Raw genomic sequence first — 24,425 nt, 5'->3', positions numbered from 1 at the left:
CTCGGGCGAGGGCGGTGGGCCGCTCGGTCAGGACGTGGCGGTCAGCGCGGTTCGACGGGCCGGCGCGGCTCGTCGACCTGCTCGACCCGCCTCCTCGACGCCCGGTCGGCCGTCGATCCGGTCGCGGTGGACGGCCCCGGCCAGCGCTTGCGCAGGGCGAGGGAGACGTAGACGAGCGCGACCAGCACCGGCACCTCGATCAGCGGGCCGACCACGCCGGCCAGCGCCTGCCCGGAGGTGACGCCGAAGGTGGCGATGGCGACGGCGATGGCGAGCTCGAAGTTGTTGCCCGCGGCGGTGAAGGCCAGGGTCGCGGAGCGCTCGTAGCCCAGGCCGATGGCGCGGGCCGTGGCGAGCGAGCCGAACCACATGAGCGCGAAGTACGCCAGCAGCGGCAGCGCGATGCGGGCGACGTCGAAGGGCCGGCCGATGATGGCGTCGCCCTGCAGGGCGAACAGGATGACGATGGTGAACAGCAGCCCGTAGAGCGCGAACGGGCCGATGCGGGGCAGGAACCTGCTCTCGTACCACTCCCGGCCCTTCGCGCGCTCGCCGAGCCGGCGCGAGAGGTAGCCGGCCACCAGCGGGACCCCGAGGAAGATCAGCACGTTGACCGCGATCTCGATCGGCGACACGTCCAGCGCCGTCTGGGGCAGGCCCAGCCAGCCGGGCAGCACGTCGAGGTAGAACCAGCCCAGCGCGGCGAACGCGATGACCTGGAAGACCGAGTTGAGCGCGACGAGCACGGCGGCGGCCTCGCGGTCGCCGCAGGCGAGGTCGTTCCAGATGATCACCATGGCGATGCACCGGGCGAGCCCGACGATGATCAGCCCGGTGCGGTACTCGGGCAGGTCGGGCAGCATCAGCCAGGCCAGGGCGAACATCAGCGCCGGGCCGAGCACCCAGTTCAGCACCAGCGAGGCCAGCAGCAGGCGGCGGTCGGCGGTGACGGTGTCGAGCCGGTCGTAACGGACCTTGGCCAGCACCGGGTACATCATGATCAGCAGCCCGAGCGCGATCGGCAGCGAGACGCCGTCGATCGCCACCGCGTCCAACGCGGCGCCGAGACCGGGCACGAGCCTGCCGCCGATCAGGCCGACGGCCATCGCGGCGATGATCCACACTGGCAGGTACCGGTCCAGGGTCGACAGCCGCGCCGCGACGGGCGCCTCCAGCCGCGGATCGGCGCTCACACCGTCACCTCGGCGGCTCCTGCGCCGGTCATCGCGCCGTCCACGTGCAGCACGCGCGCGAGTTCGGCGAGCGCCTCGGGCCGGATGCGGTAGTAGATCCAGGTGCCGCGGCGGTCGCTGGTGATCAGCCCGGCCTCGCGCAGCACCTTGAGGTGGTGGCTGATCGTCGGGCCGGACAGCTCGAAGGCGTCGGTCAGGTCGCACACGCAGGCCTCGCCGCCTTCGTGCGCGGCGATCAGGCTGAGCAGCCGCAGGCGCACCGGGTCGGCCACGGCCTTGAAGGAACGGGTCAGCTCGGCCGCCTGCTCCGCGCTCAACGCCGCGCGGGTGCGGGGCGTCGGAGCGCAGAGACCGATGACGGGGAGCTGTTGCTTAGACACAGGTCTATCTTTACCTATGTCGAAGTTATGGGCAACGTCCGACTGCCGTCACGGTGGAGGTCCGGTCGACGCGGTGAACGCCCCCCGGTGGTGCCGGTCCGATGAGCCGTGCGGTACCGGCGGCGGCCCGACCGGCAGGAAGAGCGTGAACACGGGCGGCGCGGGCCGGGTGAGGACCAGCCGAGCGCCCTCGGCTCCGGCCAGGCGCTCGGCGAGGGCGAGACCGAGGCCGTCCGCGGAGCCGTGGCCCGGCGTCAGCGGCAACGACGCATCGGGGGGCAATCCATCCCCGTCGTCGCCCACGTCGATCGCGACGGTGCCGGCGATCTCCCGGAAGGTGAGCCGGACGGTCCCCGATCCGTGGACGGCGGCGTTGTCGAGCAGGACGGCGATGATCTGGCGCGTCGCCGCCGCGGAAGCGGGGGTCGGGGGCAGGTGCGGCGCGACCTGCACCTCGATGGCCCGGCCGACGTGGGTGAGCCGGTCCGCCCACGCGGCCCGGATGTCGGCCACCAGCTCGCCGATCGCCAGCGGACCCCCGCGCCGCCGATTGCCCTCGCGCGCCAGCAGGAGGAGCTCCTCGATGGTGGACTGGAGCCGGTCCGCCGAGCCGAGCGCGTCGGTGATGACGCGCCGGAGGTCGTGGCCGGGCTGGTCGAGCGCGGCTTCGAGCTTCAGCCGGAGCCCGGACAGCGGAGTGCGCAGCTGGTGGGAGGCCTCGGCGGCGAACTCGCGCTCGCGCGCCAGCAGGTCGTCGAGCCTCCCGGCGGTGCTGTCGAGCGCCGAGCCGACGGCGTCGATCTCGCGGATGCCGGTGGCCGGCGATCGGACGCTGAAGTCGCCGTCCCCGAGCCGGGTGGCGTTGATCGACAGCCGCTCCAACGGCCCGGTCAGCCGATCGACGTAGCGGCGCGTCAGCAACCAGACGCCCACCATCACCGCGGCGGCCAGGCCGAGCATGCCCATCCAGATCGGCAGGAGCTCGTCGTGGGCTGCCGCGGCTGGGCGGGCCGCCCGCACGACGCCGGCCACCTCGTGCCCGTCGCTGATCGGGACCGCCACCACCAGGTCGTCGCCGTCGTCGGTCGCCGGGGCGTTGCTCCGCAACGAGGTGAGGACCGCGTCGTCGGCGATGGTCGGCCCCGACCCGAGCACGATGCGCCCGTGGTGGTCGTACAGGGCGAGACCGGGTACGTCGTGGAGCCCGGGCAGGGTGTCGGGCGTCTCGTCGTGGATCAGGTCGGGCTGCACGGCGCGGGCGGTGAGGTCGGCGATGCGGTTCAGATCGGTCCGCTCCTGGTCGATGACCGAGCGGGTGATGCCGATGGCCAGGGGGATCCCGAACAGGGCGATCGCGATCGCGGCGACCGCGAGCGTGAGGGTGACGATGCGGTTGCGCACCAGCTCATCCGTCCGTCGATGGGGCGTCGAGCCGGTAGCCGTGCCCGCGCAGGGTGGTGATCGTGGGCAGCCGGGCGATCGGGCTGCCCGCGCTCATCCGCCGGCGCAGGGACGCGACGTGGACGTCGAGCGTCTTCGTCGATCCGTGCCAGTGCTCGTCCCACACGTCGACCATGAGGGTGCGGCGGCTGAGCGCGGTCCCCGTATCGCGCACGAGCCGAGCCAGCAGGTCGAACTCCTTCGGCCGCAGCGCGATCTCCACGCCCTGCACGGTGACCCGTCGGCTGCTGGTGTCGAGCACGAGGTCGCCGAGCGTGACCGTCGTCCGCCGGGGGGTCGGGGGGGTCTGCGACGGCTCGGCCCGCCGCAGGTGGGCCCGGAGCCGGGCCAGCAGCTCGGTCAGCCGGACCGGCTTGACCAGGTAGTCGTCGGCCCCCGCGTCGAGACCCACCACGACGTCCATCTCCGAGTTCCGTGCCGTCAGCACCACCAGCACGGCGGAGGGTTGCCGGGCCCGCAGGTGCCGGCACAACGCGAAGCCGTCGACGTCGGGCAACCCGAGGTCGACGAGGATGAGGTCGTAGGGGCGGGCGGTTGCCTCGTGCAGCGCTGAGCGCCCGTCGACCGCCCAGCTCGCCCGGTAGCCGTGAGCGCGCAGGCTCGACTCCAGGACCTCACCGATCGTCGTGTCGTCCTCGACGACGAGTACTGCGGCCACAGTCCATGGTATGTCGCGTTCGCGCATGACAATGGACGGACCGTGCAGGGTGGGCACGCCCGTGCGTGAGCCCATGCGTGAGCGGGTTTTGCCGTCCTCTTGCCGTCCGGAGGGCCCACTCGGAGGTGACGGTCGTAGCCTTCCGCTCACCGAGAGTGAGTGCGGTGCGCTCGCTCCGAGGCAGAGAAGAGGTGGAACCACACATGACGACCAGCAGGGGCCTTCGCGGGCCGAGGCCGAACTCCGGCTCGACCCGATCGCGGATCGGGCTCGCGGCGGTGGGGATCTCGATCGTGCTCGCCGGCTCGGCGTGCGGAACCGGAGCGGTCGAGGCGCCGCCCACCGAACCGGGGACGGCGAGTTCCGCGGCCACCGGTCCGGGGCCGTCGGGTTCCACGACCACCGCTCCCGAGCACCCGCTGGTGCAGCGGTTGAGTGGCGAGGTGAGCGTGGCCGCGGCGGTGCCGCACCTGCAGGCGTTGCAGCGGATCGCCGACGAGAACGGCGGCAACCGGGCCACCGGGACCCCCGGTTACGCGGCGAGCGTCGAGTACGTGGCCGGCGTGCTGCGCGAGGCCGGCTTCGAGGTGAGCACCCCGACCTACGAGACGTCGGACGACGATGACGCACCTGTGCGGGGACGCAACGTGATCGCCCAGACCCGCACCGGCGACCCCGGCCGGGTCGTGATGATCGGTGCCCACCTGGACTCGGTCCCGGAGGGCCCGGGCATCGTCGACAACGGCTCCGGGGTGGCGAGCCTGCTGGAGATCGCCGGCCGCCTCGGTGCCGAGCCCGACGTGCGGAACGCGGTCCGGTTCGCGTTCTTCGACGACGAGGAGAGCGGCGCCGTCGGCTCGGCCGCCTACGTCGAGGGCCTGTCGGACGAGGAGCGGGGGAGGATCCGGCTCTACCTGAACGTGGACATGGTGGCCTCGCCGAACGCCGGCTACTTCGCCCAGGGCGGTGCGGGTGACGACCCGGAGACCGCGGGCCCCGCGGGCTCGGCCACGATCGGGCGGGTGCTCGCCGACCAGCTGGCCCGCACCGGCGCCGCCGACCCCGAGATCATCGAGTTCGTCGGCGACGACGAGTCGCCCTTCATCGAGGCCGGCATCCCGGTCGGCGGTGCCGAGAACGGCGACGACGAGGAGAAGACGAGCGCGCAGGCCGGAGCCTGGGGCGGGGAGGCCGACCAGGTCTACGACCGCTGCTACCACCAGGCCTGCGATCGCGTCGAGAACGTGAACCAGGAGGTGCTCGGCCACTACCTGCCGGCGCTGGCGGGCACGCTGGCCCACTTCGCGACCTCGGCGGAGGAACTGGGCTGAGCCGCCCCGCGCCCGCGCTCCCGGGCCCGGTTCGGAGCGCGGGCGGTCGTGGCGGCGAGCCCGGGTCCGACCGGATCGGCTGACCCGTCAGGGGCGGTGCGTCGCGACGGCGTCGGCGCCCTGCGCGTCGCCCCGCGACCGCAGGCCGGTGATCACGCCGTCGATGTCGGCGGCGGGCCGGTTCTGGCTGAGCTTGAACTTCGCGTCGATGCGGTCGATCCGGACCTCGACCCCGACGATGGCGCGCAGCTGGCCGCGGACGAACCTCTCGGGGGCGTCCTCGACGGTCCAGGGGACCGGACGGTCGGCCTCGTGGTGGTCGGTGAGCCGGCGCACCGCATCGGCGACCCAGCCGGCGTCGTCGTGGACGGTCGCGGTGCCGTGGACGTGGGCGGTGACGTAGTTCCAGGTCGGGACGACGCGGCCGTGCTCGGCCTTGGCGGCGTACCAGGACGGGCTGATGTAGGAGTCGGGTCCGCGCACGATCACCAGGCAGCGCTGCCCGTGGACGCGCGTCCAGTGGTCGTTGTTGCGGGCGAAGTGGCCGAGCAGCGTGCCCCGCTCGCGGTCGTGGACGAACGGCAGCATCGTCGCCTCCAGCCCGTCGGGGCCGGTGGTGATGAGGTCCGCGGCGCCGTGGTGGGTCAGCAGTTCGCGCACGTGGTCGTCGTGCGGGGCGAAGTGCGCGGGCACGTACATGGGGGTGCTGCTCCTCGTGGTCGGTCGGTCCCGTCCATCGTCCGGCGAGCAGTGGCTTTCTGCGATGGCCAATCGCGGGCGGTGGCAAGATGCCAATCCGCGGACCGGGCTGCACTCCGGAGCTGATCGTGAGCGACCTACACCAACCACTCGCCATCGCGCATGAGCGTGCGGCCCGCGATCTCGTTCGCCTCCCGCCAGGCCTGCACGCGGACCGGGCGCAGCACGAGGAACACGTACCCGGCCGCGCTCCGCGGATCCCAATCGGCCTGCGCCACGTAGGCCTTCCCCAGCGCCTCGTCGTCGCCGACGCCGACCGCGCGGTCGAGCACGGCGTCGATCATGACGACGTCCCGGGTCGGGCCGACGGCGAGGCGCGCGCGACCGGACGCGGTGAGGTTGCCAGCGGTGGTCGAGGTGTCCGCGACCGCGAGCACCAGCCGCTCGTCCACCCAGGCCAGCGACAGCGGGACCAGGTGCGCCTCGCCGGCCGCGGAGGCGCTGCAGACCCAGGCGTCGATCGCCGGGGTGGCCAGCACGGCCAGCGCGTCCGCCTTGCGGGCCCGCCGGTCGCGCGGCTCCGCCTGCGCGCTCACCCGTGCCGCTCGGCGGTCGAGGACTCCCAGGCGAACCCGTCGGGGTCGGTGAACGCCCCGGCGTCGCTGCGCACCACGATCCGGTGCGATCCGCTGCCGTCGGGGTCCACCCCGGCGGCCTTGGCCGCGGCGCGGCGCGAGTAGAGGGCCAGGTCGATGCCCTGCCCCGGCGACGCGAACTCGACGTACCTGCTGCCGAAGCTCTTGGTGACGGTCAGGCCGTGCTCGACGTAGAACTGCTTGGTCGTCTTCACGTTCGTGACGCCGAGGAGCAGCACCAGGTCGTCGTACTCCAGCGCGGCCGGCCCGGTGTCCTTCTTCGACGACGTCGCGACCTGCCAGATCGCGCCGTCCGGTGCCTGCACCACACCGCCGTAGCCCCAGAAGCTCTTCGCGGGCGGCTTCACGGCGGTGGCGCCGCCGTCGAGGGCGGCGCGGATGAAGGCGTCCACGGTGCTCGGCTGGGAGACCACGAGCGAGAGCGTGTACCCGCGGAACCCCCGCGTCGGCGCCTCGCCGAAGCGGACGTGGACCCGGTCGGCGACGCCGAGCGCCGCGTGGAAGGCCTCCGCCGCGGCGACGTCGGCGACCTCGAGGACGATGGAGTCGATGGTCGGAACGGTGGTGGTGGTCATCTCCGCGCTCCTCCGGTGCTGGTGATGAGCCACGCTAGGACCCGTTCCCCGACCGGGGCTTCTCGATTCCTGACCGGTCCGGTGCACCCCCGCCTGCACTCCCGGTGGCACCACGCATGCCAGGCGCCGGTTCGGGGGTACTCACCGCCCACGGCGCCTCATCTGGCGCGGGCGAACCGGCCCGGCGCGCACGTGGCCGCCCCCGAGGAGAGGAACGTCGATGAGCGAGGGCACGTGGTTCTACTGCCTGCGCCACCACGCGGTGGAGCCGGTCGAAGGGTGTCGGGCCATGGACCGGCTGGGCCCCTACCCGGACCGGGAGACGGCGGCGCGCGCGGTGGAGCTCGCCCGGGAGCGCACCGAGCGGGAGGACCAGCGCGATGAGGAGTGGAACGGCTGACCGCGGGGGTCCGCGGTCCGGAAGCGGTAGGCCGGGGCGAGTCCGGCCCGGCGGCGGGACCGGCACCGCCTACAGTGCGGCGGCATGACCCACCGATCGGCGCTCGTGGCGGTCGCCTCCGCCCAGCTGGCCGCCCAGCTGGGCGGGCACGTGCTCGCCCTGCGGCGGCGCCGGCACTTCGACGTCCCGTTCATGGTCGGCAGTCCCGAGCACCTCGTGCGGGACTGGCTCTGGTTCGGGACCGCCTACAGCGCGCCCCCCTACCTGCTCGGGCCGCAGATCTGGGCCGTCACCCGGCTGCTGCGCGGACCCGACGAGCGGGCCCGCTGGGTGCTGCGCTGGATCGGCACCGGTCTGACGCTGGGCTACCTGAGCGAGCGGTACGCCCGGATCCGCGTCCGCCCCGGTGGCTTCGACCGGGCCGAGACGCCGGTCGTCGTGACCGGCTGGGGTGGCGCGGTGGCGATGGCCGTCCTCGCCCGCCGCAGACCGGGCGCACCGCTCATCCCTGCCCGAGGCCCAGGCGGGCGATCAGCTCCGCGGCCCGTTCGCGGAACCGCCGGACGCCGGCCAGCTTGACGTCCTCGTAGCCCCGGACCAGGTCGGGCAGGCCGGCGAGCTCTTCGACGAGGTCGGCGGTACCGGGGTCGAGCCGGGCGAGCGCGCGGCGGACCAGTGCCTGGTACTCCCCGATGATCCGGCGTTCGGTCCGCCGCACGCCCGCGTAGCCGAACACGTCCAGGGGGGTGCCGCGCAGCTTCCGGGCGGCGCGCAGGGCGCGGAAGGCCGGGGTCGCCGTGGCCCGCAGCCGGATCTTGCGGTTCATCCCGAGCGCCCGCAGGACCGGTGGGTGCAGCAGCACGGACACGCGGGCGTCGGCGCCGTGGGCCTCGGCGCGGCGCGCGGCCTCGACCGGGTCGAGGTGCAGCCGGGCGACCTCGTACTCGTCCTTGTAGGCCATCAGCTTGTGCAGGCCGCGGGCGTAGGCGAGGCCGATCCGGTCGCCGGCCCGCGGGCCCGCGGCCGCCGCGGCCAGGTCGCGGACGCGGCGGACCTCCTCGGCGTAGCGGGCGGCGTAGGCGGCGTCCTGGTAGCCGGTCAGGTCGGCGATCCGGACGGCGAGCACGTCGCCCAGGCCGACCTCCTCCGCGCGGGCCCGCACGGCGGCGTCGACGGGCACGGTCTCCCGCGCGGGCGGCTCGACCGCGGCGCGCACCGCCGCCGGGTCCTGCACCGCCGCCCGACCCCACCGGAAGGCGGCCAGGGTGTTCTCGACCGCGGCCCCGTTGAGCCGGATCGCCTGCTCCAGCGCCTCGGCGCTCACCGGCATCACACCGCTCTGGTAGGCCGCGCCCAGCAGCACGACGTTGGTCGGCATGTGGTCGCCGAACAGCCGCTCGGAGAGCCGCTGCGCGTCCAGGTGCACCTGCTCGGCGGTGACCGCCGTGATCCGCTCCAGGGCGTCGTCGGGCGAACCCGGCAGCACCACCCGGCCGGTGATCATCGGCGCGGTCGGCACGATCGCGGAGTTGACCACGGCCACGGTCCGCTCCGGCACGCAGACGCCGAGGTTGGCGGCGTCGGCCGCGCCGAGCAGGTCGAAGCCCACCAGCACGTCGACCGTGCCGCGGGAGGCCCGCAGCGACCCGACGACCGGCGTCTTGGAGATCCGCACGTCCGAGACGACGGGGCCGCCCTTCTGCGCCAGGCCGATCTGCTCCAGCCCGGCGGTGAAGCGGCCGTCGAGGTGGGCGGCCATCTGCAGGACCTTCGACGCCGTCACCACGCCCGTCCCGCCGATCCCGGGCATCCGCAGCAGGACGTCGCGCTCGCCGAACCGCCGCTGCGGCTCGACGAGCGCCACCGGCAGCTCCGGCAGGTTCCGCACGGGCCGGGTCCTCGGCTCCACCAGCAGGAACGACGGGCAGTCGCCGTCGAGGCAGCTGAGGTCGGAGTTGCAGGAGGGCTGGTGGATGCGGGTCTTGCGGCCGAACTCGGTGTGCACCGGCTGCACCGACAGGCAGGTCGACTTGTCGCCGCAGTCGCCGCAGCCCTCGCAGACCCGCTCGTTGATCACGACCCGCTCGGTGACGGCGGGGAGCTTGCCGCGCTTGCGCAGCCGGCGCTCCTCGGTGGCGCAGCGGTCGTCGTGCAGGAGCACGGTGACGCCGTCGACGGCGGCGAGCTCGCGCTCCACGGCGGCGAGGTCGTCGCGGTGCCGGACGGACGCGATCGGGTCGAGCGCGACCCCGCGGTACCGGGCCTGGTCGTCGGTGGTGACCACGATCCGGCGCACCCCCTCGACGGCGAGCAGCCGGGTGACCGACGGGATGTCGAGGCGGCCCTCGGCGCGCTGCCCGCCGGTCATCGCGACGGCGTCGTTGTAGAGCAGCTTGTAGGTCATGCGCACGCCCGCGGCCACCGCGGCGCGGACCGCCAGCGAGCCGGAGTGGTGGAAGGTGCCGTCGCCCAGGTTCTGGATCAGCGTCGGGTCGTCGGTGAACGGCGCGAGGCCGATCCACTGCGCGCCCTCGCCGCCCATCTGGGTCAGCCCGATCTGGGTGCCGCGGCCCTCGCCCTCCAGCGCGATCAGGGCGTGGCACCCGATGCCCACGCCGACCAGCGAGTCGTCCTCGGTGCGGGTGGACCGGTTGTGCGGGCACCCGGAGCAGAAGAAGGGCGTGCGCTTGGCCAGCGGGAGCTCGATGCGGGGCGCCCGCGCGGGCCGCAGGCGGTCCAGGTGCTCCCGCGCCGGGCGCGGCAGCCGTTCCGCGCCGAGCACGGTGGAGATCCGCCGGCCCAGGGCCACCGCGACGTCCTCGGCGGCGACCTGGCTGCGCCCGGTGAGCAGCGGGCGGCCGGTCTCGTCCATGCGCCCGACGACGTTCGGGGCGTCGGCGCGCCGGTAGAGCGCCTGCTTGAGGGCGCCTTCGACGAACGGGGTCTTGTCCTCGACGACGAAGACCTCCTCGAGGCCCTCGGTGAGCGCGGCGAGGTGGGCGGGGTCGAGGGGGTGCGGCATGCCGAGGCGGACCAGCCGCAGCCCCAGCGACTCCATCGCGGCCTCGTCGAGACCCAGGTCGTGGGGGGGGGGGGGGGGGGCGGCGGGGGGGGGGGGGGGCGCCCCCCCCCCGCGCCGCCCTCGGGGCCGCGTCGCGCCCCCCGGCGCCCCCCCCCCCCCCCCCGACGGCGTGGGCGGTGCCGGACGCCACGATCCCGAGCCGGGCCCGCCGGGCGGAGAAGGTGATCCGGTTGAGGCCGTGCTCGGTGCCGTAGTGGCGGGCGATGTCGAGGCGGCGGGTCAGCATGTCGTGCTCGGCGTCGAGACCGACGGGCCCGACGATCGGGGGCAGCAGCGGGCGCGGGGCCGCGGGCGGGTGCGGGATGCCGTGGCGCAGCGCGCCGACGTCGATGGTCGCCGCCGAGTCGGCGACGTCCGCGACGATCTTCAGCGCGGTCCAGAGCCCGCTCGCCCGCGACAGCGCGACGGCGTGCAGGCCGTAGGAGATGATCTCCGCGACGGTGCCCGGCGCGAACAGCGGCAGCGCCAGGCTCTGCGCCATCGGCTCGCACGAGCTGGGCACGGTGGAGGACTTGCAGGACGGGTCGTCGCCGATCCAGGCCACCGCCCCGCCGGTGGTGGCGGTCCCGGCGAGCTGGCCGTGCCGGATGGCGTCGGCGGCCCGGTCCAGGCCGGGGGCCTTGCCGTACCAGAACCCGGTCACCCCGTCGTGGCGGCGGCCGGGGAGCGCGGCGAGCATCTGGGTCCCGGCCACGGCGGTGGCGGCCAGCTCCTCGTTGACGCCCGGGCGGAACACCACGCCGGTCTCGTCCAGGTGCCGGCGCGCCCGGCCCATCTCCAGGTCGACGCCGCCCAGCGGCGAGCCCTGGTAGCCCGAGACGAAGGCACGCGTGTCCAGCCCGCGTTCGGTGTCGAGCCTGCGCTGTTCGAGGACCAGCCGGACCAGTGCCTCGATGCCCGAGACGAGCGCCCGGCCGGACGTCGCGCCGTACTTGTCGTCGAGGGTCACCGCGCTCGCACGCACCTGGCCGCCTCCTCGTCGTGATGAACAGCACCGTGGTGAACAGCACCGTGGGATCTCCGAGGAGATCCCAGGCGGGGGGCGTTCGGCAAGATAGGAAATCCGGTCCGCGCGATCCACGCAGGAATCCTTCGCTCGATGCGCAGGGGCGTCATTATCCTGCGCGCGTGACCCCGCTCGACGACGTCGACCGCAAGTTGCTCGCGCTGCTGGAGGCCGACGGCAGGCGCACCTTCGCCGATCTCGCCGGTGAGGTCGCGCTGTCACAGCCCGCGGTGAAGCGGCGGGTGGACCGGCTCGTCGCGGTCGGCGTGATCATCGGGTTCACCGCCGTCGTGGACCGGGCCCGCCTCGACCGACCGCTGGAGGCGTTCTGCGAGCTGCGCTTCCAGGGCACCACCTCGCCGGAGGACATGGAGGCGCTGCGCAGGGACCTGCCCGAGGTCGAGGCGGTCTACGTACTGGCTGGTGACTTCGACGCCCTGTGCCACCTGCGGGTGCGCGACATGGCGCACCTGCGCGAGGTGGTCGCCCGGCTGCGCGCGACCACGGGCGTCGTGGGGACCAAGACCCTGATGGTGATGAGCAGCGTGCGGGGTCCGCGCTGAGCCGGCGCTGAGCCCTCACCGGCCCTCGTAGCTCGCCTGGCCCGGGCCGTCGGCGAGGAAGGAATCGACGGCGCCGCGGAGGTCCTCGGTGCCGAACAGCGCCCCCGAGAGCGGCGCCACCACCGCATCGGCCGCCCGGACGCCGTCGCGCACGGCGGTGCCCACCAGCTGCTTGGTCGCCGCGTGCGCCACCGTCGGGCCGGCCGCGAGGCGGTGGGCGAACGCCCGGGCGGCCTCGGCGAAGCCGTCGTCGGGCAGCACCCGGTTCACCACGCCCCACCGCTCCAGCGTGGCGGCGGGGTAGCGCTCGCCGGTGAAGACCAGCTCCTTGGCCCGGCTCGGCCCGGCGCGCTCGGCCAGCCGCTGGGGCCCGCCCATCGACGGGGTCAGCCCGACGACCATCTCGACCAGGCCGAACGAGGCGCGCTCGGCGGCCAGCAGCACGTCGCAGGCCAGCGCGAGCTCGAAGGCCGCGGTCAGGGTGAGCCCGTGGGCGGCGAAGACGACGGGGACCGGGAGGTCCTCCAGGGTCTGCGCGAGGCGGATCAGCCTGCTCCACAGCGCGGTGCCGCGGCCCACCGGGTCGGGTGCCCGCGCGATCTCCCGGAAGGCGTGCACGTCGACGCCGGCGGAGACGACCTTGCCGCGCGCTTCGAGCAGCACGGCCCGGGCGCGGTCCGCCCGTCCCGGTGCGGTCAGCTCGACCAGCTCGGCGAGGCAGCGCTCGAAGCCGGCGAAGACGCTCTCGTCGAACAGGTTGAGCGGGGGCCGGTCGAGGACGACGACGGCGACACCACCGTCGCGCTCGACACGGACGGGGGCGGCGTCGGGGGCGCTCATCCGGACATCCTCGCCGCGGGACCGCGCTCCCGCCCATTCGGCCGTCGACGACGAGAACGTGTTGCACCCTCAGGTGACCACGACGCCGGGTTCGGTGGTCGCGCCACCGGCGCTGATCCGGGGCCTGGGCGATCCGCCGTACCAGTCCAGGCAGACGGTCGTGGCGTCGTCGCGCAGGCTCCCGCCGGTGGCCAGCAGGACCTCGGCGCCGAGCGCGTGCACCACCTGGCGGGGGTGGAGCTCGCCGCTTCCGGCGATCGCGGCGGGGAGGTCGCACCGGGCGGCCTCGCGCTCCAGCATCCCGTCGGTGACGAACACGATCCGGTCGCCCGGCTCCAGCGCGAACCGCTGCAACCGGAACGACCAGCCCGCCTGCAGCCCGAACGGGGGGTCGATCTCCAGCGCGATCTCCTCGACGCGCCCCCGGCGCAGCAGCAGCGGGAACGGGTGCCCGGCGTTGACGATCGTCGCGGTGCCGCCGTCCAGGTCGATGTGCATGACCTGCCCGGTCACGAACTGGCCCACCCGGGAGTGCGCGACCAGGGCGTCGTTGGCGTTGCGCAGCTGCTCGCCGAGGTCGGCGCCGCGGCGCCGTTCGTTGCGCAGGCTGCCGACGAGCACCGTGGCCAGCAGGGCGGCGGCCACGTCGTGGCCGGCGGCGTCGGTGATCGACACCTGCAGCGAGTGCTGGTCGAGCGAGTAGTCGAAGGTGTCCCCGCCCACCGAGCTGGCCGGCTCCAGCCAGCCGGCGATGGTGAACTGGCCCGCCTCGCAGGTGAACGCGCTGGGCAGCAGGCGGCGCTGGATCTCCGCGGCCAGCGTGAACGGGATGGACCGCTGGCCCCACTCGAACAGGTCGGTGTGCTGCCTGCTCGCCACCACGATGTAGGCCAGCGCGTGGCCCGCGGCGGCGATGTCGGCGACGCGCGCCTCGTCGGGGTGGTAGGGCAGGTCGAGCTCGATCAGCCCGATGGCGTCGCCCCGGTCGGTGACCGGCACGGTCAGCTGCGCGCCGTCGCCGACCTCGCGCACGTCCACGTGCTGGGTGATCAGCACCCGCTCGTAGACCGTGCCGGGCAGATGCACCTGCTCGGCCCCCGGGAACCGCGTCCCCGAGGCGCCCTCCCGTGCGCGACCCATCCGGAAGACCGCGCGCCCGCTGAAGTCGGCGATCAGGAAGCTGACCGCCCGGGCCCCGAACACCGCGCCGAGCTCGTCGGCGACCACCTCCACCGCCTGCACCGGCGAGGCCGACTCGACCTTCTCCAGCAGCGCCCGCAGATCGGGCCCGGAACCGCGGTGCTCGGGCATCCGTGCACACTAGAGGGAGTCGGCCCACCACCAGCGTTGCCCGGTCGGTCAGCGCGTGCGGTCCCGCATCACGGCCGGGCCGGGCTGGGCACCTCGCGCCCGCCCGCCGCGGTGCCGTCCCCGGCGCGCACCTTCTCCCGCCGGATCGCCACGGCCAGCGCGGGCACCAGCGCCACCCCGACGCCCGCCGCGGCGGCGATCACGTAGTAGGGCGCCACGAGGCTCCCGGTCGCCTCCTCGACCAGGCCGTAGACGACCGGCCCGACGAACCCGCCGGTGATCCCCAGCATGAGCCCGACGCTCCAGGCCGGGCTGGAGACGGCCAGGAACGCGAGCACGATGACCAGCCCGGAGCCGGCGGACAGCCCGATCAGGATGATCTCGCGGCCGTAGCGGCGCAGCAGCCACGGGAGAACAGCACGCCGGCCAGCCCCGCGATGCCGCTGCCCCCGGCGACGACCTCGATGAGGAAGGGGCTGGACAGGCCCAGGGACTGGATCAACGAGGGGAAGTTGAAGCCGATCCCGGAGCTGATCGCCTGGTTGATGAAGTGGATCGTGCCCAGCAGGAGCACCGTCGGCCGCCCGAACGCCAGCCGCAGTGGCGCCCACGGCGCGCGCGATGTCGTCGGGCCAAGTTCGACCTCTTCCTCGCGGTCTACGAGGAGGGGATGCGGCGCGTGCGGGAGCGGGTCGAGCCGCACGCCGACGCCGACGGCACCGGCCGCGAGCGCCTCGTGGCCATGGCGATCGCGCACGAGCTCAACCTCATGGAGGACCTCGCGTACCACCACGTCGTCCACCAGGCGGTGCGGGGCGAGGTCGCCGGCGCGCTCAAGGTCCGCCAGCGCGACGCCCTGCGGGCCCAGAACGAGCTCCGCCACGTGTGCACCATGGCGCCGGCGTGCTCGGTGACCAGGGGGATCCCGGCCGGCCGGGTGGACAGCAGCGCGCTGAGCGTCCACCCGGTGACCGCGACCCGCACGTCGTGCTCGCGGAAGTGGGCCAGCTCGCCCAGCGCGTAGCTGTGCAGCTCGTCGTCGGTCCACATGCTCTGCCCCGGGGTCGCCGATGCCCGGCAGCGAGCGGACGAACGCGGCGGCGCGCCGCGCGTCCATCGGCGTGTCGGCGAGATCGTAGGGGAGCCCGGGCAGGCAGATCATGGCGTTCCCCGTCCTGGGTGATTGATAGGTAAGGTATTACCTATGGCACGGGAGATGGGTCTCCCGGCGGCCGAGGCGGCCCTGCTGGGTGCCGACGACGCCGTGCGGGTCCGCACGTTCCGGCTGCTGCTGGTGCTCGCGCAGCAACTGCGCACGCTGATGGACCAGCGGCTGCGCGGCGACGGGCTGACCACCCAGCAGGCCGCCCTGATCACGGTGGTGGACGCGCTCGGCGCGCCGAAGCTGTCGGAGGTGGCGGCGGGGATGGGCACCACCCACCAGAACGCGAAGCAGGTCGCGGCCGTGCTGGAGCGCAAGGGGTTCGTGGTGATCGAGCCCGACCCGCGCGACCGGCGCGTGCGCCGGGTCCGCACGACCGAGCTGAGCCGGGCGCACTGGGGAGCGCGCAGCGCCGACGACCAGCGCTACGTCCTGGAGTGGTTCGCCGACCTCAGCGCCGAGCAGGCGCGCACGCTCTTCGACCTCCTGCTCGTAGTCCGCAAACGGGCGTCTGACGGCGTCCGATCTGAGGATCGGTGACGAGGGTTCGCTAGGCCGATTGCCTGACGACCGCTTCCACGGCCGGTGCGAGCCCGCGGTACGCCACTGCGGTCGCATGGCGTGATGACGTCGAGAGATCGGCGCTCAGGAGGCAGCCGTTCGGCTGATCGGGGTGACGCGTTCGGAACGGTGGGCCGCCATCCGGCTGCTCCTACCGTGCAGTACGGTGTCGCCCGATCCTCCGACCGGGTAGGTGGGCATGCTCGATGTCGTCGCTCGACCGATCCCCCCAGCGGGCATCGGCAACCCCTCGCTGACCGCCGCCGTCTTCGGCGCCTTCGTGCTCGTCACGCTGGTCGTGGTGTTCCGGGTCAGCCGGAACAACAAGACCGCGTCGGACTACTACGCCGCAGGCCGGGCGTTCACGGGCCCGCAGAACGGCGTGGCGATCGCGGGCGACTACCTGTCCGCGGCCTCGTTCCTCGGCATCGCCGGGGCGATCGCGGTCAGCGGCTACGACGGATTCCTGTACTCGGTGGGTTTCCTGGTCGCCTGGCTGGTGGCCCTGCTGCTGGTGGCCGAGCTGTTGCGCAACACCGGCAAGTTCACGATGGGCGACGTGCTGGCGTTCCGGATGCGCCAGCGCCCGGTGCGGGCGGCCGCGGCGACCTCGACGCTGGTGGTGTCGTTCTTCTACCTGCTGGCCCAGATGGCCGGGGCCGGGGCGCTGGTGGCGCTGCTGCTGCAGATCCCCAACGACGACCCGATCGGGCAGAGCGTGGCCATCGCCGGGGTCGGCCTGGTGATGGTGGTCTACGTGCTGGTGGGCGGCATGAAGGGCACCACCTGGGTGCAGATCATCAAGGCCGGGCTGCTGCTGGTCGGCGCGGGTGTGCTGACCGCGTGGGTGCTGGGCTACTTCGGGTTCAACCTGTCCGCCCTGCTGGAGCGGGCGGTGCAGCGCAACCCCGAGGTGCTGCCGCCGGGCGCGGGCGCGGCCGTCCCGCTGGGGGAGCGGTTGCTCGTGCCGGGCCTGCAGTTCGGCGCCGACACCCTGGCCAAGGTCGACTTCCTGTCGCTGGGCCTGGCGCTGGTGCTGGGCACCGCGGGCCTGCCGCACATCCTGATGCGCTTCTACACCGTGCCCAACGCCCGCGAGGCCCGCCGGTCGGTGGTCTGGGCGATCTGGCTGATCGGTGTGTTCTACCTGTTCACGCTGGTCATCGGGTACGGGGCGGCGGCGCTGGTGCCGGGCGGCGTGCAGCGGATCGTCGACGCGCCGGGCGGCACCAACTCCGCGGTCCCGCTGCTGGCCTACCAGCTGGGCGGCGAGCTGATGCTGGGGATCATCGGGGCGGTCGCGTTCGCCACGATCCTGGCCGTGGTGGCCGGGCTGACGATCACCGCGTCGGCGTCGTTCGCGCACGACGTCTACGCCAACGTGATCCGGCGGGGGCGGGCGTCCCCCGACGCGGAGGTGCGCGTCGCGCGCACGACCGCGCTCGTGGTCGGCGTCGTGGCGATCGGCGCGGGCGTCCTGGCCCGCAACCAGAACGTGGCGTTCCTCGTCGCGCTGGCCTTCGCGGTGGCCGCGTCGGCCAATCTGCCGACGATCCTGTACTCGCTGTTCTGGCGGCGGTTCAACACGACCGGGGCGCTGTGGAGCATCTACGGCGGGCTGACCTCCTGCGTGGTGCTGATCGTGCTCTCGCCCGCGGTGTCGGGCCGGCCCACGTCGATGATCCGGGGCGCCGACTTCGACGTGTTCCCGCTGAGCAACCCGGGCCTGGTGTCGATCCCGATCTCGTTCCTGCTCGGCGTGATCGGCACCTTCGCCGGCCGCCGCGACCGCGGTGAGCGCCAGCGGGCGGCGGCGATGGAGGTGCGGGCGCTGACCGGCGTCGGGGCCGCCCGGCCGGACCGGGTGGTGCGCAGGCGCTGAGCCGCGGCGGGTGGCGGGCGGCCCCCGCACGCACCTCACACCATCGACGCTTCCACGGGGTGACAAGGTCGATTGACCCCGGGGGGCTCGACTCGTAGAGAGGGTCGATGAGCGAGTCGCAGCGCGAGGCGAACCCGGAGAGCTACTTCCGCGGCGGGCGGGACCTGTTCACCGACGCGGGTCTGCGGGATCGGCCGCGTTCCCCCGCGCCCGCGGTGCCGTCCGTCGCCACGATCACCGAGCCCGCCCGGGAGACACCGGTGCACGAGGAGACCGACGTCCTCGTCGTCGGTGGGGGTCCGGCCGGTACGGCCGCCGCGCTCGCGGCGCGGCGGCTCGGTCAGCGGGTGACCCTCGTCGAGCGCTACGGCGACCTCGGGGGGCTCTCGGCCGGTGGGCTGGTGATCTGGATCGACCGGATGACCGACTGGGAGGGCACGCCCGTCATCGCCGGCATCGGCGCCGAGCTGCTGGACCGGCTGCCCGAGGGCGCGCTCGCCGGGCCCGGCCCGGAGCTGTGGGGGTCGACCGAGCCCGAGCAGGTGGCGCACTGGCGCGAGCGGCTCTCGGCGTTCCGGGAGACCGTGTGCCGGTCGCCGATGATCGACCCGGAGTGGCTCAAGATCGTGTCCCACGAGGCGCTCGTCGGCGAGGGCGTGCGGGTGCTGCTGCACTCCTGGGTCGTCGCGGCGATCGGCGGAGGTGGCGCTGACGGGGACGTCGTCCGGGGCGCGATCTTCGAGAGCAAGCAGGGGCGCCGCGCGATCCTGGCCAAGGTCGTCGTGGACGCCACGGGCGATCTCGACGTCATCGCGCAGGCGGGCGGCGCGTTCGTCACCGACGCGCAGACCGACGGCACCGGCGGCAACGTGCAGCACACCATGAACACCGCCTTCACCTGGACCGGGGTCGACATGGGGCGGTGGCTGGAGTTCAAGCGCACCGACCCGGCGGGCCACCGCGCCCTGATGAACCGCGGGCGCGAGCTGCTGGGCTACCTCGACACCCCGCACGTCGGCTGGCGGGACGACGTCGTGGTGTTCATGGGGCCGCGGATGTCGGGCTACAGCGGGCTCGACGTCGAGCACCTCAGCGCCGTCGAGCTCGAGTCCCGCCGCCGCATGGTCGACCACCTGGACTTCTTCCGCCGCGAGGCACCCGGGTTCGAGGGCGCGTGGATCATGCTCGCGGCCCCGCAGATCGGCGTGCGGATGACCCGCAGGCTCGCCGGTCTGCACCCGATGTCGGCCGACGAGTGGCGGGCGGGGGTGCGCCATCCCGACGAGATCGGAGTGTCGCCCTCGCCGTCGCAGAAGTTCCCGACGATCTCGGTGCCCTACCGCGCCCTGGTGCCGCACCGGCTCGACGGCGTGGTCGTCGGGGGCAGGCACGTCGCCAGCGACGCGGCGACCCAGGCCTTCATGCGCGAGATCCCGCAGTGCTGGATGACCGGGCAGGCGGCCGGGACGGCCGCCGCCGTGGCGGCGCGCACCGGGCTCGCCCCCCGCGCGCTCGACGTCGGGGAGATCCGCCGGGAGCTGCGCCGCCAGGGCGCGTTCCTGCACGAACCGGCCGCGACCGGCGCGGTGCGGTGACCGGACGGCGTCGATCGCGTCGCTGCGCCGGGGTCAGCCGCGTTCCTCCAGCACCACCAGCGGGATCTCCCGCTCGGTGCGCTTCTGGTAGCTGGCGTAGTTGCGGTAGCGGCCCGCGATCTGCGGCCACATCCTGGCCCGCTCCTCGGCCGAGGCGATCCGGGCCAGCATGGGGCGCCGCTCGCCTCCCTTGATCGCCACCTCGACCTCGGGGTGCTCGCGCAGGTTGAGGAACCAGGCCGGGTGCCGGTCGTCGCCGCCGCGCGACGCGACGACCACGTAGCCCTCGCCGTCCCGCAGCGGTGCGGTGAGCAGCACGGTGCGGGGCTGTCCGGACTTCCTGCCGGTGGTGGTCAGCTCCACGACCGGCATGCCGCCGAACTCGTGGCCGACCCGCCCCCGGGTGAGGCCGACCAGCAGCCGGTGCACGGAGTTCATGGTCCTCAACGCGAAGTCGCTGGGCACACCGCGATGCTACTGACCGCAGCTGTGTCCGGCCGTCGATCCCGGTCACCTCGTCGGGGTGCCGTACCGTGCCGCCCGACCACGATCACGGCGGACGGCGGGACGGACCGGACTGTGTCGACGAGCGGCGACGGCGAAGAGCGCCCATCGAAGAGGTCGGCCGCGCGCGGGCCCCTGGTCGAGCGGCCGGTCCGGCCGCTGCTCGGGCTCCGCGGGTTCGTCCGCGACGCCGGTCCGGTCTACGCCGCGAACGGCCTGATCGGGTTGGTCTTCGCGGCCACCGGCCCGGTCGCGGTGATCCTCGCGGTCGGCGCGCAGGGCGGGCTGTCCCAGGCGCAGCTGGCGTCGTGGATCTTCGGGGCGTTCTTCCTCAACGGGGCGCTCACCGTGGCGGCCTGCTGGCTCTACCGCCAGCCGCTGGCGTTCTTCTGGACGATCCCCGGCGCGGTCCTGCTGGGACCGGCACTGGCGCACCTGGGCTGGCCCGAGGTGGTGACCGCGTTCGTCGTCACCGGGCTGCTGATGGTCGTGCTCGGGCTGACCGGGTGGGTCCGCCGTGCGATGGCGGTCGTCCCGATGCCGATCGTGATGGCGATGGTGGCCGGGGTGTTCCTCCGGTTCGGGGTCGACCTGGTGCGGTCGCTGCGGGACGACGTGGCGATCGCGGCCCCGATGGTCGTGGTGTTCCTGCTGCTCAGCGCGCTGCCGATGATCGGGCGCCGGGTGCCGCCGATCATCGGTGCGCTCGCCGCGGGAGCGCTCGCGGTGGCCGTGTCGGGGCGCTTCCAGCCGGCGGCCGACGCGCGGTGGTTCGCCGCCCCGGTGCTGCAGGCGCCGCAGTGGTCGTGGCAGGCCGTCCTGGAGCTGGTGATCCCGCTGGCCATCACGGTGCTGGTCGTGCAGAACGGCCAGGGCATCGCGGTGCTGCGCGCGGCCGGGCACCAGCCGCCGGTCACCGCGATCACGATCGCCTGCGGTGGCTGGTCGCTGCTGGGCGCGGCGGTCGGGGCGGTGTCGACCTGCCTGACCGGTCCGACGAACGCGCTGCTCGTGGCGTCGGGCGAGCGGGAGCGCCAGTACACCGCGGGCGTGGTCTGCGGGCTGCTGGCGATGGTGTTCGGGCTGCTCGCGCCGCTGTTCACCCGGCTGATGCTGGCCATGCCGGTGGCGTTCATCGCCGCCCTCGGCGGGCTGGCCATGCTGCGGGTGCTGCAGACCTCGTTCGTCACCGCCTTCGGCGGCCGCTTCACCCTCGGTGCCCTGATCACGTTCGTGGTGACCGTGGCCGACGTGGAGGTCCTGTCCATCGGGGCGGCGTTCTGGGGGCTGGTCGCGGGGTTGGCCGTCGCCTGGCTGCTGGAGCGCCCCGACTTCGCCGCGTCGGACTGATCCGGCGCAAGGCGGAGTCCGGGCGGCCCACCTACCTGATCCGCCGGCCGGTCTCGGCGCACGAGTAGCCGCCGAGCTTCTCGACCCCGGCGCGGAAGTCGGGCCGCTCCAGCAGCGCCCACAGCGGGGCGAGCACGTCCTCCTCCAGCGCGGATGCGCGCAGCACGAGGTCGTAGGGCTCGCGGGCGACCGGCACGAAGTCCAGCCCGAACGCGCGGGCGGCGGCCTGGATGCCCAGGCCGGTGTCGGCGCGCCCGGCGGAGACGGCGGCGGCGACGCCGAGGTGGGTGTGCTCCTCGCGGGAGTAGCCGGCGATCGCGGCCGGGTCGATGCCGCGCAGGCCCAGCTCGTGGTCGAGCAGGACCCGGGTGCCCGCGCCGCGCTGGCGGTTGACGTAGCGAAGGTCCGGGCGGGTGAGGTCGTCGACGCCGGCCAGGCCCAGCGGGTTGCCGGGGGCGACCAGCAGGCCCTGGTCGCGGTGCACCAGCCGGACGACGGCCAGGTCGGCGTCCGGGCCGAAGATCCGGTCCAGGTAGGGCAGCGTGTACTCGCCGGTCGCCGGGTCGAGCAGGTGCGAGCCCGCCAGGTGGCACAGGCCGTCGCGCAGGGCGACGAGCCCGCCGAGCGACCCGACGTTCGACGACGCCAGGGTGACCAGCGGGTCGTCCGCGCGCAGCGCGGAGGCCGCGACGTCCAGGACGAGGTCGTGCGAGCCGATGGCGACGATCGTGCGGGCGATGTCGCCGAGCCCGCGCAGCAGCTCGACCCGCACCTGCTCCCCGGCGTGGTGGCCCTCCAGCCCCGCAGGCACGACGAGCAGGCCGTCGGCGCGCACGAGCGAGGTCAGCACGCCGGCCGCGCGCGGCAGGGGCGTGGCGACGACGTCGCCGCCGACGCGGCCCAGTCGGACGCGGACCCAGTCGTCGGAGCCGATGGCCGAGGCCAGCTTGCGCGCCAGCCGCGCGGTCGTCGACGGGCGCTCCCGCGGGGCGGCGCCCTCCAGCGCGGCCAGCACCGGTGCGGCGAAGATGTCGAAGGTCAGCGAGGCCGACACGGGATAGCCGGGGGCGCCCAGGATCGGCGTCGCCGGCTCGCCGGCCACCGTGCCGAGCACGACGGGGTGCCCGGGCCGCACGGCCACGCCGTGCACGGCGAGCGAGCCCGCCGCGGCGACCACGCGGGCCGTGTAGTCGTCGCGCCCGGCGCTCGACCCGGCGATCAGCACGACCAGGTCGGCGTCGCGGGCGGCCTCGCGCACGGCCGCGGTGATCAGCTCGGGGTCGTCGGCGACGATGGCGGTTGTGCGGGTGTCGCAGCCGATCTCGGCGGCCTGCGCGGCCAGCATCAGCGAGTTGGTGTCGGCGATCTCGCCGGGGCCCAGCTCGGTGCCGACGGGGCGGATCTCGTCGCCGGTGGGGATGATCGCCACCCGGGGCCGGCGCCGGACGGCCACCTCGAACACCCCGGCGGCGGCGCACGCGGCGACGTCTACCGGGCGCAGCCGGTGGCCCTCGGGCAGCAGCAGCTCGGTGGCGCTGATGTCCTCGCCGATGGAGCGGACGTGCTGGTAGGGCGGCACGGCGGCGCGCAGCTCGGCCCGGCCGTCGGGGGTGCGGTGCACGTGCTCGCGCATGACGACGGCGTCGTAGCCGACCGGGAGCGGGTCGCCGGTGTCCACGACCTCGAAGTCGTCCAGCAGCACCGGCCTGGTCTCGGCGGCGCCGACCGTCTCGGCCGCTCGCACCGCGATGCCGTCCATGGCCGCGGAGTCGAAGGCGGGGGAGGAGCGCCGCGCCCACACCGACTCCGCGGTGACCCGCCCGACCGCCTCCCCGACGGGCAGTGCCACGGTGTCGACCCGCGGCGGGCAGCCCGCCGCCGCGCACGCGTCGCGCCAGGCCTGCCGCGCCTGCTCGGCGGGGATGTCGGACACGAACGGCGACCCCATGCCCCGGACCGTAGCCGCCGCCCCGGTCACCGGTGGAGGGTGACGGTCAGCTCGGTGCCGGCGTCGAGGCCGGTGGCGGGCTCGGGGACGATCACGTAGCCGTCCGCCCGGGCCAGCACGGACAGCAGCGCGGAGGGCCCGAAGAGCGGTTCGGCCGTCGGTACCGGGACGCCGTAGCGCACGGCGACCTGCACGACGTCGAGCCGACCGGTGGCCGAGGCCAGGTCGCGGCCGAGCCGGGCCCGCACGGTGGGCTCCGGGGGCGGGTGCTCGCAGCCGGCCAGCCGCCACACCAGCGGCACCCCGACCAGCCCGAACACCACGAGCGCCGACAGGGGGTTGCCGGGCAGCCCGACCAGCGGCACGCCCGCGCAGTCGGCCAGCAGCGTCGGCTTGCCCGGCTTGACGGCCAGGCCGTGGCACCAGATCTCGCCGAGCGCGGCCACCGCCCCGGCGGTCTCGTCGCGGGCGCCGACCGACGACCCGGCCGACACCACCACGAGGTCGGCGTCGGCGAGCGCCGCGCGCAGCGCGGACTCCAGGGCGCCGCGGTCGTCCGGGACGATCGCGGCGGCCACCGGCTCGCCGCCGGCGTCGCGGACCAGCCCGGCCAGGGCCGACGCGGTCGCGTCGCGCACCTGCCCGGGGGCGAGCGTCGCGGTCCCGGGTGGCACCACCTCGTCGCCGGTCGAGACGATCGCCACCCGCGGGCGGGCGCGCACCGCCACAGAGGTCACTCCGGCCGCGGCCAGGAACCCCAGCTGCGCGGCGCGCAGCGGCCGGCCCGCGGCCACCAGCACGTCGCCCGCCGCGGCGTCCTCGTCGGCGCGGACCAGCCCGGCCCCGGGCGCGACCGGGCGGGTCACCTCGATCGTGCCGGGCATCGTCTCGGCGGTGTGCTCGACCATGACCACCGCGTCGGCGCCGTCGGGCAGCACCGCGCCGGTCGGGACGGCCACGCACTCGCCGTGCGAGACCGCGACGGTCGGCGCGGTGCCCATCCGCACCGCACCGGCCAGTTCCACGTAGGAGGGCAGGCCCTCGGAGGCGCCGTACGTGTCGGCCGCGCGGACCGCGTAGCCGTCGACGGTGGATCGGGCGAAGCCGGGCATCGCCGCCGGGGCGCGCACGTCGGCGGCCGGCACCCGGTGCAGGGCATCGGCCAGCCCGACGGTCTCGACGGGCGTGCGACGCGCGGGCCGGAACCCGGCCAGCGCCTCGCCGACCGTGCGCGCGGTGAAGAACTCGCGGGAGGCTCTGCGCAACGG

The 24,425-nt window shown here is 74.5% G+C and carries 25 protein-coding genes; 10 read left to right on the top strand and 15 right to left on the bottom strand.

All coding sequences use genetic code 11. From position 1 onward, the window contains the following. Positions 1-41: 41 nt before the first annotated feature. The 4 genes from arsB to KDL28_RS14925 all read right to left on the bottom strand — a co-directional run bounded on the left by arsB (position 42) and on the right by KDL28_RS14925 (position 3,692). Positions 42-1,193, bottom strand: a complete 1,152-nt coding sequence (arsB, locus tag KDL28_RS14940) for an ACR3 family arsenite efflux transporter (RefSeq protein ID WP_308216007.1) — start codon at positions 1,191-1,193, stop codon at positions 42-44. Beyond that, on the bottom strand, positions 1,190-1,510 hold the full coding sequence (locus KDL28_RS14935; protein ID WP_252438930.1) for an ArsR/SmtB family transcription factor: 321 nt from the start codon (positions 1,508-1,510) through the stop codon (positions 1,190-1,192). The genes arsB and KDL28_RS14935 overlap by 4 nt, the downstream gene beginning before the upstream one ends. A 111-nt stretch (positions 1,511-1,621) precedes the next feature. Continuing rightward, positions 1,622-2,974: a sensor histidine kinase gene (locus KDL28_RS14930; protein ID WP_252438928.1), complete on the bottom strand. Its 1,353-nt coding sequence runs from the start codon at positions 2,972-2,974 to the stop codon at positions 1,622-1,624. Positions 2,975-2,978: 4 nt separating this feature from the next. Further along, positions 2,979-3,692: a response regulator transcription factor gene (locus tag KDL28_RS14925; RefSeq protein ID WP_252438926.1), complete on the bottom strand. Its 714-nt coding sequence runs from the start codon at positions 3,690-3,692 to the stop codon at positions 2,979-2,981. 203 nt (positions 3,693-3,895) lie between these two features. Between KDL28_RS14925 and KDL28_RS14920 the strand changes: the two genes are divergently transcribed. Beyond that, positions 3,896-5,023, top strand: a complete 1,128-nt coding sequence (locus tag KDL28_RS14920) for a M20/M25/M40 family metallo-hydrolase (protein WP_252438924.1) — start codon at positions 3,896-3,898, stop codon at positions 5,021-5,023. Between the two features lie 87 nt (positions 5,024-5,110). On the opposite strand, the gene KDL28_RS14915 is transcribed toward KDL28_RS14920, so the two are convergent. From KDL28_RS14915 to KDL28_RS14905, 3 genes are all read right to left on the bottom strand, one after another. Continuing rightward, complete coding sequence (locus tag KDL28_RS14915) at positions 5,111-5,722, bottom strand: FMN-binding negative transcriptional regulator (RefSeq protein ID WP_252438922.1); 612 nt, start codon at positions 5,720-5,722, stop codon at positions 5,111-5,113. A gap of 137 nt (positions 5,723-5,859) precedes the next feature. Continuing rightward, positions 5,860-6,318 (bottom strand): pyridoxamine 5'-phosphate oxidase family protein, encoded by a 459-nt coding sequence (locus KDL28_RS14910; RefSeq protein WP_252438920.1) that lies wholly within the window; start codon positions 6,316-6,318, stop codon positions 5,860-5,862. Next, positions 6,315-6,953, bottom strand: coding sequence for a VOC family protein (locus KDL28_RS14905; protein WP_252438918.1), 639 nt, complete (start codon positions 6,951-6,953; stop codon positions 6,315-6,317). Before KDL28_RS14905 ends, KDL28_RS14910 begins: the two co-directional genes overlap by 4 nt. Before the next feature lie 220 nt (positions 6,954-7,173). Between KDL28_RS14905 and KDL28_RS14900 the strand changes: the two genes are divergently transcribed. Together KDL28_RS14900 and KDL28_RS14895 are read left to right on the top strand one after the other, a co-directional pair. Continuing rightward, positions 7,174-7,353, top strand: a complete 180-nt coding sequence (locus tag KDL28_RS14900) for a hypothetical protein (RefSeq protein WP_252438916.1) — start codon at positions 7,174-7,176, stop codon at positions 7,351-7,353. Positions 7,354-7,437: 84 nt separating this feature from the next. Beyond that, entirely contained in the window at positions 7,438-7,932 is a 495-nt protein-coding gene (locus KDL28_RS14895; protein WP_252438915.1) for a hypothetical protein, read from the top strand. On the opposite strand, the gene KDL28_RS14890 is transcribed toward KDL28_RS14895, so the two are convergent. Further along, a complete protein-coding gene (locus tag KDL28_RS14890; RefSeq protein ID WP_308216006.1) occupies positions 7,856-10,411 on the bottom strand; it encodes an indolepyruvate ferredoxin oxidoreductase family protein in 2,556 nt (851 codons plus the stop codon). The genes KDL28_RS14895 and KDL28_RS14890 overlap by 77 nt on opposite strands. A 202-nt stretch (positions 10,412-10,613) precedes the next feature. Here KDL28_RS14890 and KDL28_RS14885 point away from each other — a divergent pair, with 202 nt between their 5' ends. Together KDL28_RS14885 and KDL28_RS14880 are read left to right on the top strand one after the other, a co-directional pair. After that, positions 10,614-11,420 carry a hypothetical protein gene (locus tag KDL28_RS14885; RefSeq protein ID WP_252439248.1) on the top strand — a complete coding sequence of 269 codons (807 nt, stop codon included), beginning with the start codon at positions 10,614-10,616 and terminating at the stop codon, positions 11,418-11,420. A 143-nt stretch (positions 11,421-11,563) separates the two neighbouring features. Then, positions 11,564-12,004 carry an Lrp/AsnC family transcriptional regulator gene (locus tag KDL28_RS14880; protein WP_252438914.1) on the top strand — a complete coding sequence of 147 codons (441 nt, stop codon included), beginning with the start codon at positions 11,564-11,566 and terminating at the stop codon, positions 12,002-12,004. A gap of 15 nt (positions 12,005-12,019) precedes the next feature. Here the strand turns inward: KDL28_RS14880 and KDL28_RS14875 are convergent, their stop codons facing one another. The 4 genes from KDL28_RS14875 to KDL28_RS14860 form a co-directional block, all read right to left on the bottom strand. Beyond that, on the bottom strand, positions 12,020-12,844 hold the full coding sequence (locus KDL28_RS14875) for an enoyl-CoA hydratase/isomerase family protein (protein ID WP_252438913.1): 825 nt from the start codon (positions 12,842-12,844) through the stop codon (positions 12,020-12,022). Positions 12,845-12,913: 69 nt separating this feature from the next. After that, a complete protein-coding gene (locus KDL28_RS14870) occupies positions 12,914-14,155 on the bottom strand; it encodes a PP2C family protein-serine/threonine phosphatase (RefSeq protein ID WP_252438912.1) in 1,242 nt (413 codons plus the stop codon). Between the two features lie 68 nt (positions 14,156-14,223). Beyond that, positions 14,224-14,493, bottom strand: coding sequence for a hypothetical protein (locus KDL28_RS14865; protein ID WP_252438911.1), 270 nt, complete (start codon positions 14,491-14,493; stop codon positions 14,224-14,226). A gap of 32 nt (positions 14,494-14,525) precedes the next feature. Further along, positions 14,526-14,729 (bottom strand): hypothetical protein, encoded by a 204-nt coding sequence (locus KDL28_RS14860; protein WP_252438910.1) that lies wholly within the window; start codon positions 14,727-14,729, stop codon positions 14,526-14,528. A 96-nt stretch (positions 14,730-14,825) separates the two neighbouring features. Between KDL28_RS14860 and KDL28_RS14855 the strand changes: the two genes are divergently transcribed. The 4 genes from KDL28_RS14855 (at position 14,826) to KDL28_RS14840 (ending at position 19,355) form a co-directional block, all read left to right on the top strand. Continuing rightward, on the top strand, positions 14,826-15,179 hold the full coding sequence (locus tag KDL28_RS14855; RefSeq protein WP_252438909.1) for a hypothetical protein: 354 nt from the start codon (positions 14,826-14,828) through the stop codon (positions 15,177-15,179). A 192-nt stretch (positions 15,180-15,371) separates the two neighbouring features. Continuing rightward, positions 15,372-15,857, top strand: a complete 486-nt coding sequence (locus KDL28_RS14850; protein ID WP_252438908.1) for a MarR family transcriptional regulator — start codon at positions 15,372-15,374, stop codon at positions 15,855-15,857. A 220-nt stretch (positions 15,858-16,077) separates the two neighbouring features. Further along, positions 16,078-17,760, top strand: a complete 1,683-nt coding sequence (locus KDL28_RS14845) for a monocarboxylic acid transporter (protein WP_252438907.1) — start codon at positions 16,078-16,080, stop codon at positions 17,758-17,760. A gap of 107 nt (positions 17,761-17,867) precedes the next feature. Next, complete coding sequence (locus KDL28_RS14840; protein ID WP_252438906.1) at positions 17,868-19,355, top strand: FAD-dependent oxidoreductase; 1,488 nt, start codon at positions 17,868-17,870, stop codon at positions 19,353-19,355. A gap of 33 nt (positions 19,356-19,388) precedes the next feature. Here the strand turns inward: KDL28_RS14840 and KDL28_RS14835 are convergent, their stop codons facing one another. Beyond that, on the bottom strand, positions 19,389-19,820 hold the full coding sequence (locus tag KDL28_RS14835; protein ID WP_252438905.1) for a nitroreductase family deazaflavin-dependent oxidoreductase: 432 nt from the start codon (positions 19,818-19,820) through the stop codon (positions 19,389-19,391). Between the two features lie 114 nt (positions 19,821-19,934). On the opposite strand from KDL28_RS14835, the gene KDL28_RS14830 reads away from it, so the two are divergent. Further along, on the top strand, positions 19,935-21,209 hold the full coding sequence (locus KDL28_RS14830; RefSeq protein WP_252438903.1) for a benzoate/H(+) symporter BenE family transporter: 1,275 nt from the start codon (positions 19,935-19,937) through the stop codon (positions 21,207-21,209). A 31-nt stretch (positions 21,210-21,240) separates the two neighbouring features. Here the strand turns inward: KDL28_RS14830 and KDL28_RS14825 are convergent, their stop codons facing one another. After that, a complete protein-coding gene (locus KDL28_RS14825; RefSeq protein ID WP_252438901.1) occupies positions 21,241-23,157 on the bottom strand; it encodes a molybdopterin biosynthesis protein in 1,917 nt (638 codons plus the stop codon). Positions 23,158-23,183: 26 nt separating this feature from the next. After that, positions 23,184-24,422 (bottom strand): molybdopterin molybdotransferase MoeA, encoded by a 1,239-nt coding sequence (locus tag KDL28_RS14820; RefSeq protein ID WP_252438899.1) that lies wholly within the window; start codon positions 24,420-24,422, stop codon positions 23,184-23,186. Positions 24,423-24,425 lie beyond the last annotated feature (3 nt).

The organism is Pseudonocardia humida, assembly GCF_023898865.1.
In the GTDB taxonomy this organism is placed as follows: Bacteria; Actinomycetota; Actinomycetes; order Mycobacteriales; family Pseudonocardiaceae; genus Pseudonocardia; species Pseudonocardia humida.
Note: the sequence above shows the minus strand (reverse complement) of the source record. Positions and strands in the feature narration are given on the sequence as shown.

Excerpts from the sequence above, each read along its gene's own strand:
- KDL28_RS14840 (WP_252438906.1), top strand. The coding sequence starts at position 17,868 with ATGAGCGAGTCGCAGCGCGAGGCGAACCCGGAGAGCTACTTCCGCGGC.
- KDL28_RS14870 (WP_252438912.1), bottom strand. The coding sequence starts at position 14,155 with ATGCCCGAGCACCGCGGTTCCGGGCCCGATCTGCGGGCGCTGCTGGAG.
- KDL28_RS14905 (WP_252438918.1), bottom strand. The coding sequence starts at position 6,953 with ATGACCACCACCACCGTTCCGACCATCGACTCCATCGTCCTCGAGGTC.
- KDL28_RS14920 (WP_252438924.1), top strand. The coding sequence starts at position 3,896 with ATGACGACCAGCAGGGGCCTTCGCGGGCCGAGGCCGAACTCCGGCTCG.
- KDL28_RS14900 (WP_252438916.1), top strand. The coding sequence starts at position 7,174 with ATGAGCGAGGGCACGTGGTTCTACTGCCTGCGCCACCACGCGGTGGAG.
- KDL28_RS14890 (WP_308216006.1), bottom strand. The coding sequence starts at position 10,411 with ATGGAGTCGCTGGGGCTGCGGCTGGTCCGCCTCGGCATGCCGCACCCC.
- KDL28_RS14845 (WP_252438907.1), top strand. The coding sequence starts at position 16,078 with ATGCTCGATGTCGTCGCTCGACCGATCCCCCCAGCGGGCATCGGCAAC.
- KDL28_RS14850 (WP_252438908.1), top strand. The coding sequence starts at position 15,372 with ATGGGTCTCCCGGCGGCCGAGGCGGCCCTGCTGGGTGCCGACGACGCC.
- KDL28_RS14855 (WP_252438909.1), top strand. The coding sequence starts at position 14,826 with ATGCGGCGCGTGCGGGAGCGGGTCGAGCCGCACGCCGACGCCGACGGC.
- KDL28_RS14895 (WP_252438915.1), top strand. The coding sequence starts at position 7,438 with ATGACCCACCGATCGGCGCTCGTGGCGGTCGCCTCCGCCCAGCTGGCC.
- KDL28_RS14915 (WP_252438922.1), bottom strand. The coding sequence starts at position 5,722 with ATGTACGTGCCCGCGCACTTCGCCCCGCACGACGACCACGTGCGCGAA.
- KDL28_RS14825 (WP_252438901.1), bottom strand. The coding sequence starts at position 23,157 with ATGGGGTCGCCGTTCGTGTCCGACATCCCCGCCGAGCAGGCGCGGCAG.
- KDL28_RS14875 (WP_252438913.1), bottom strand. The coding sequence starts at position 12,844 with ATGAGCGCCCCCGACGCCGCCCCCGTCCGTGTCGAGCGCGACGGTGGT.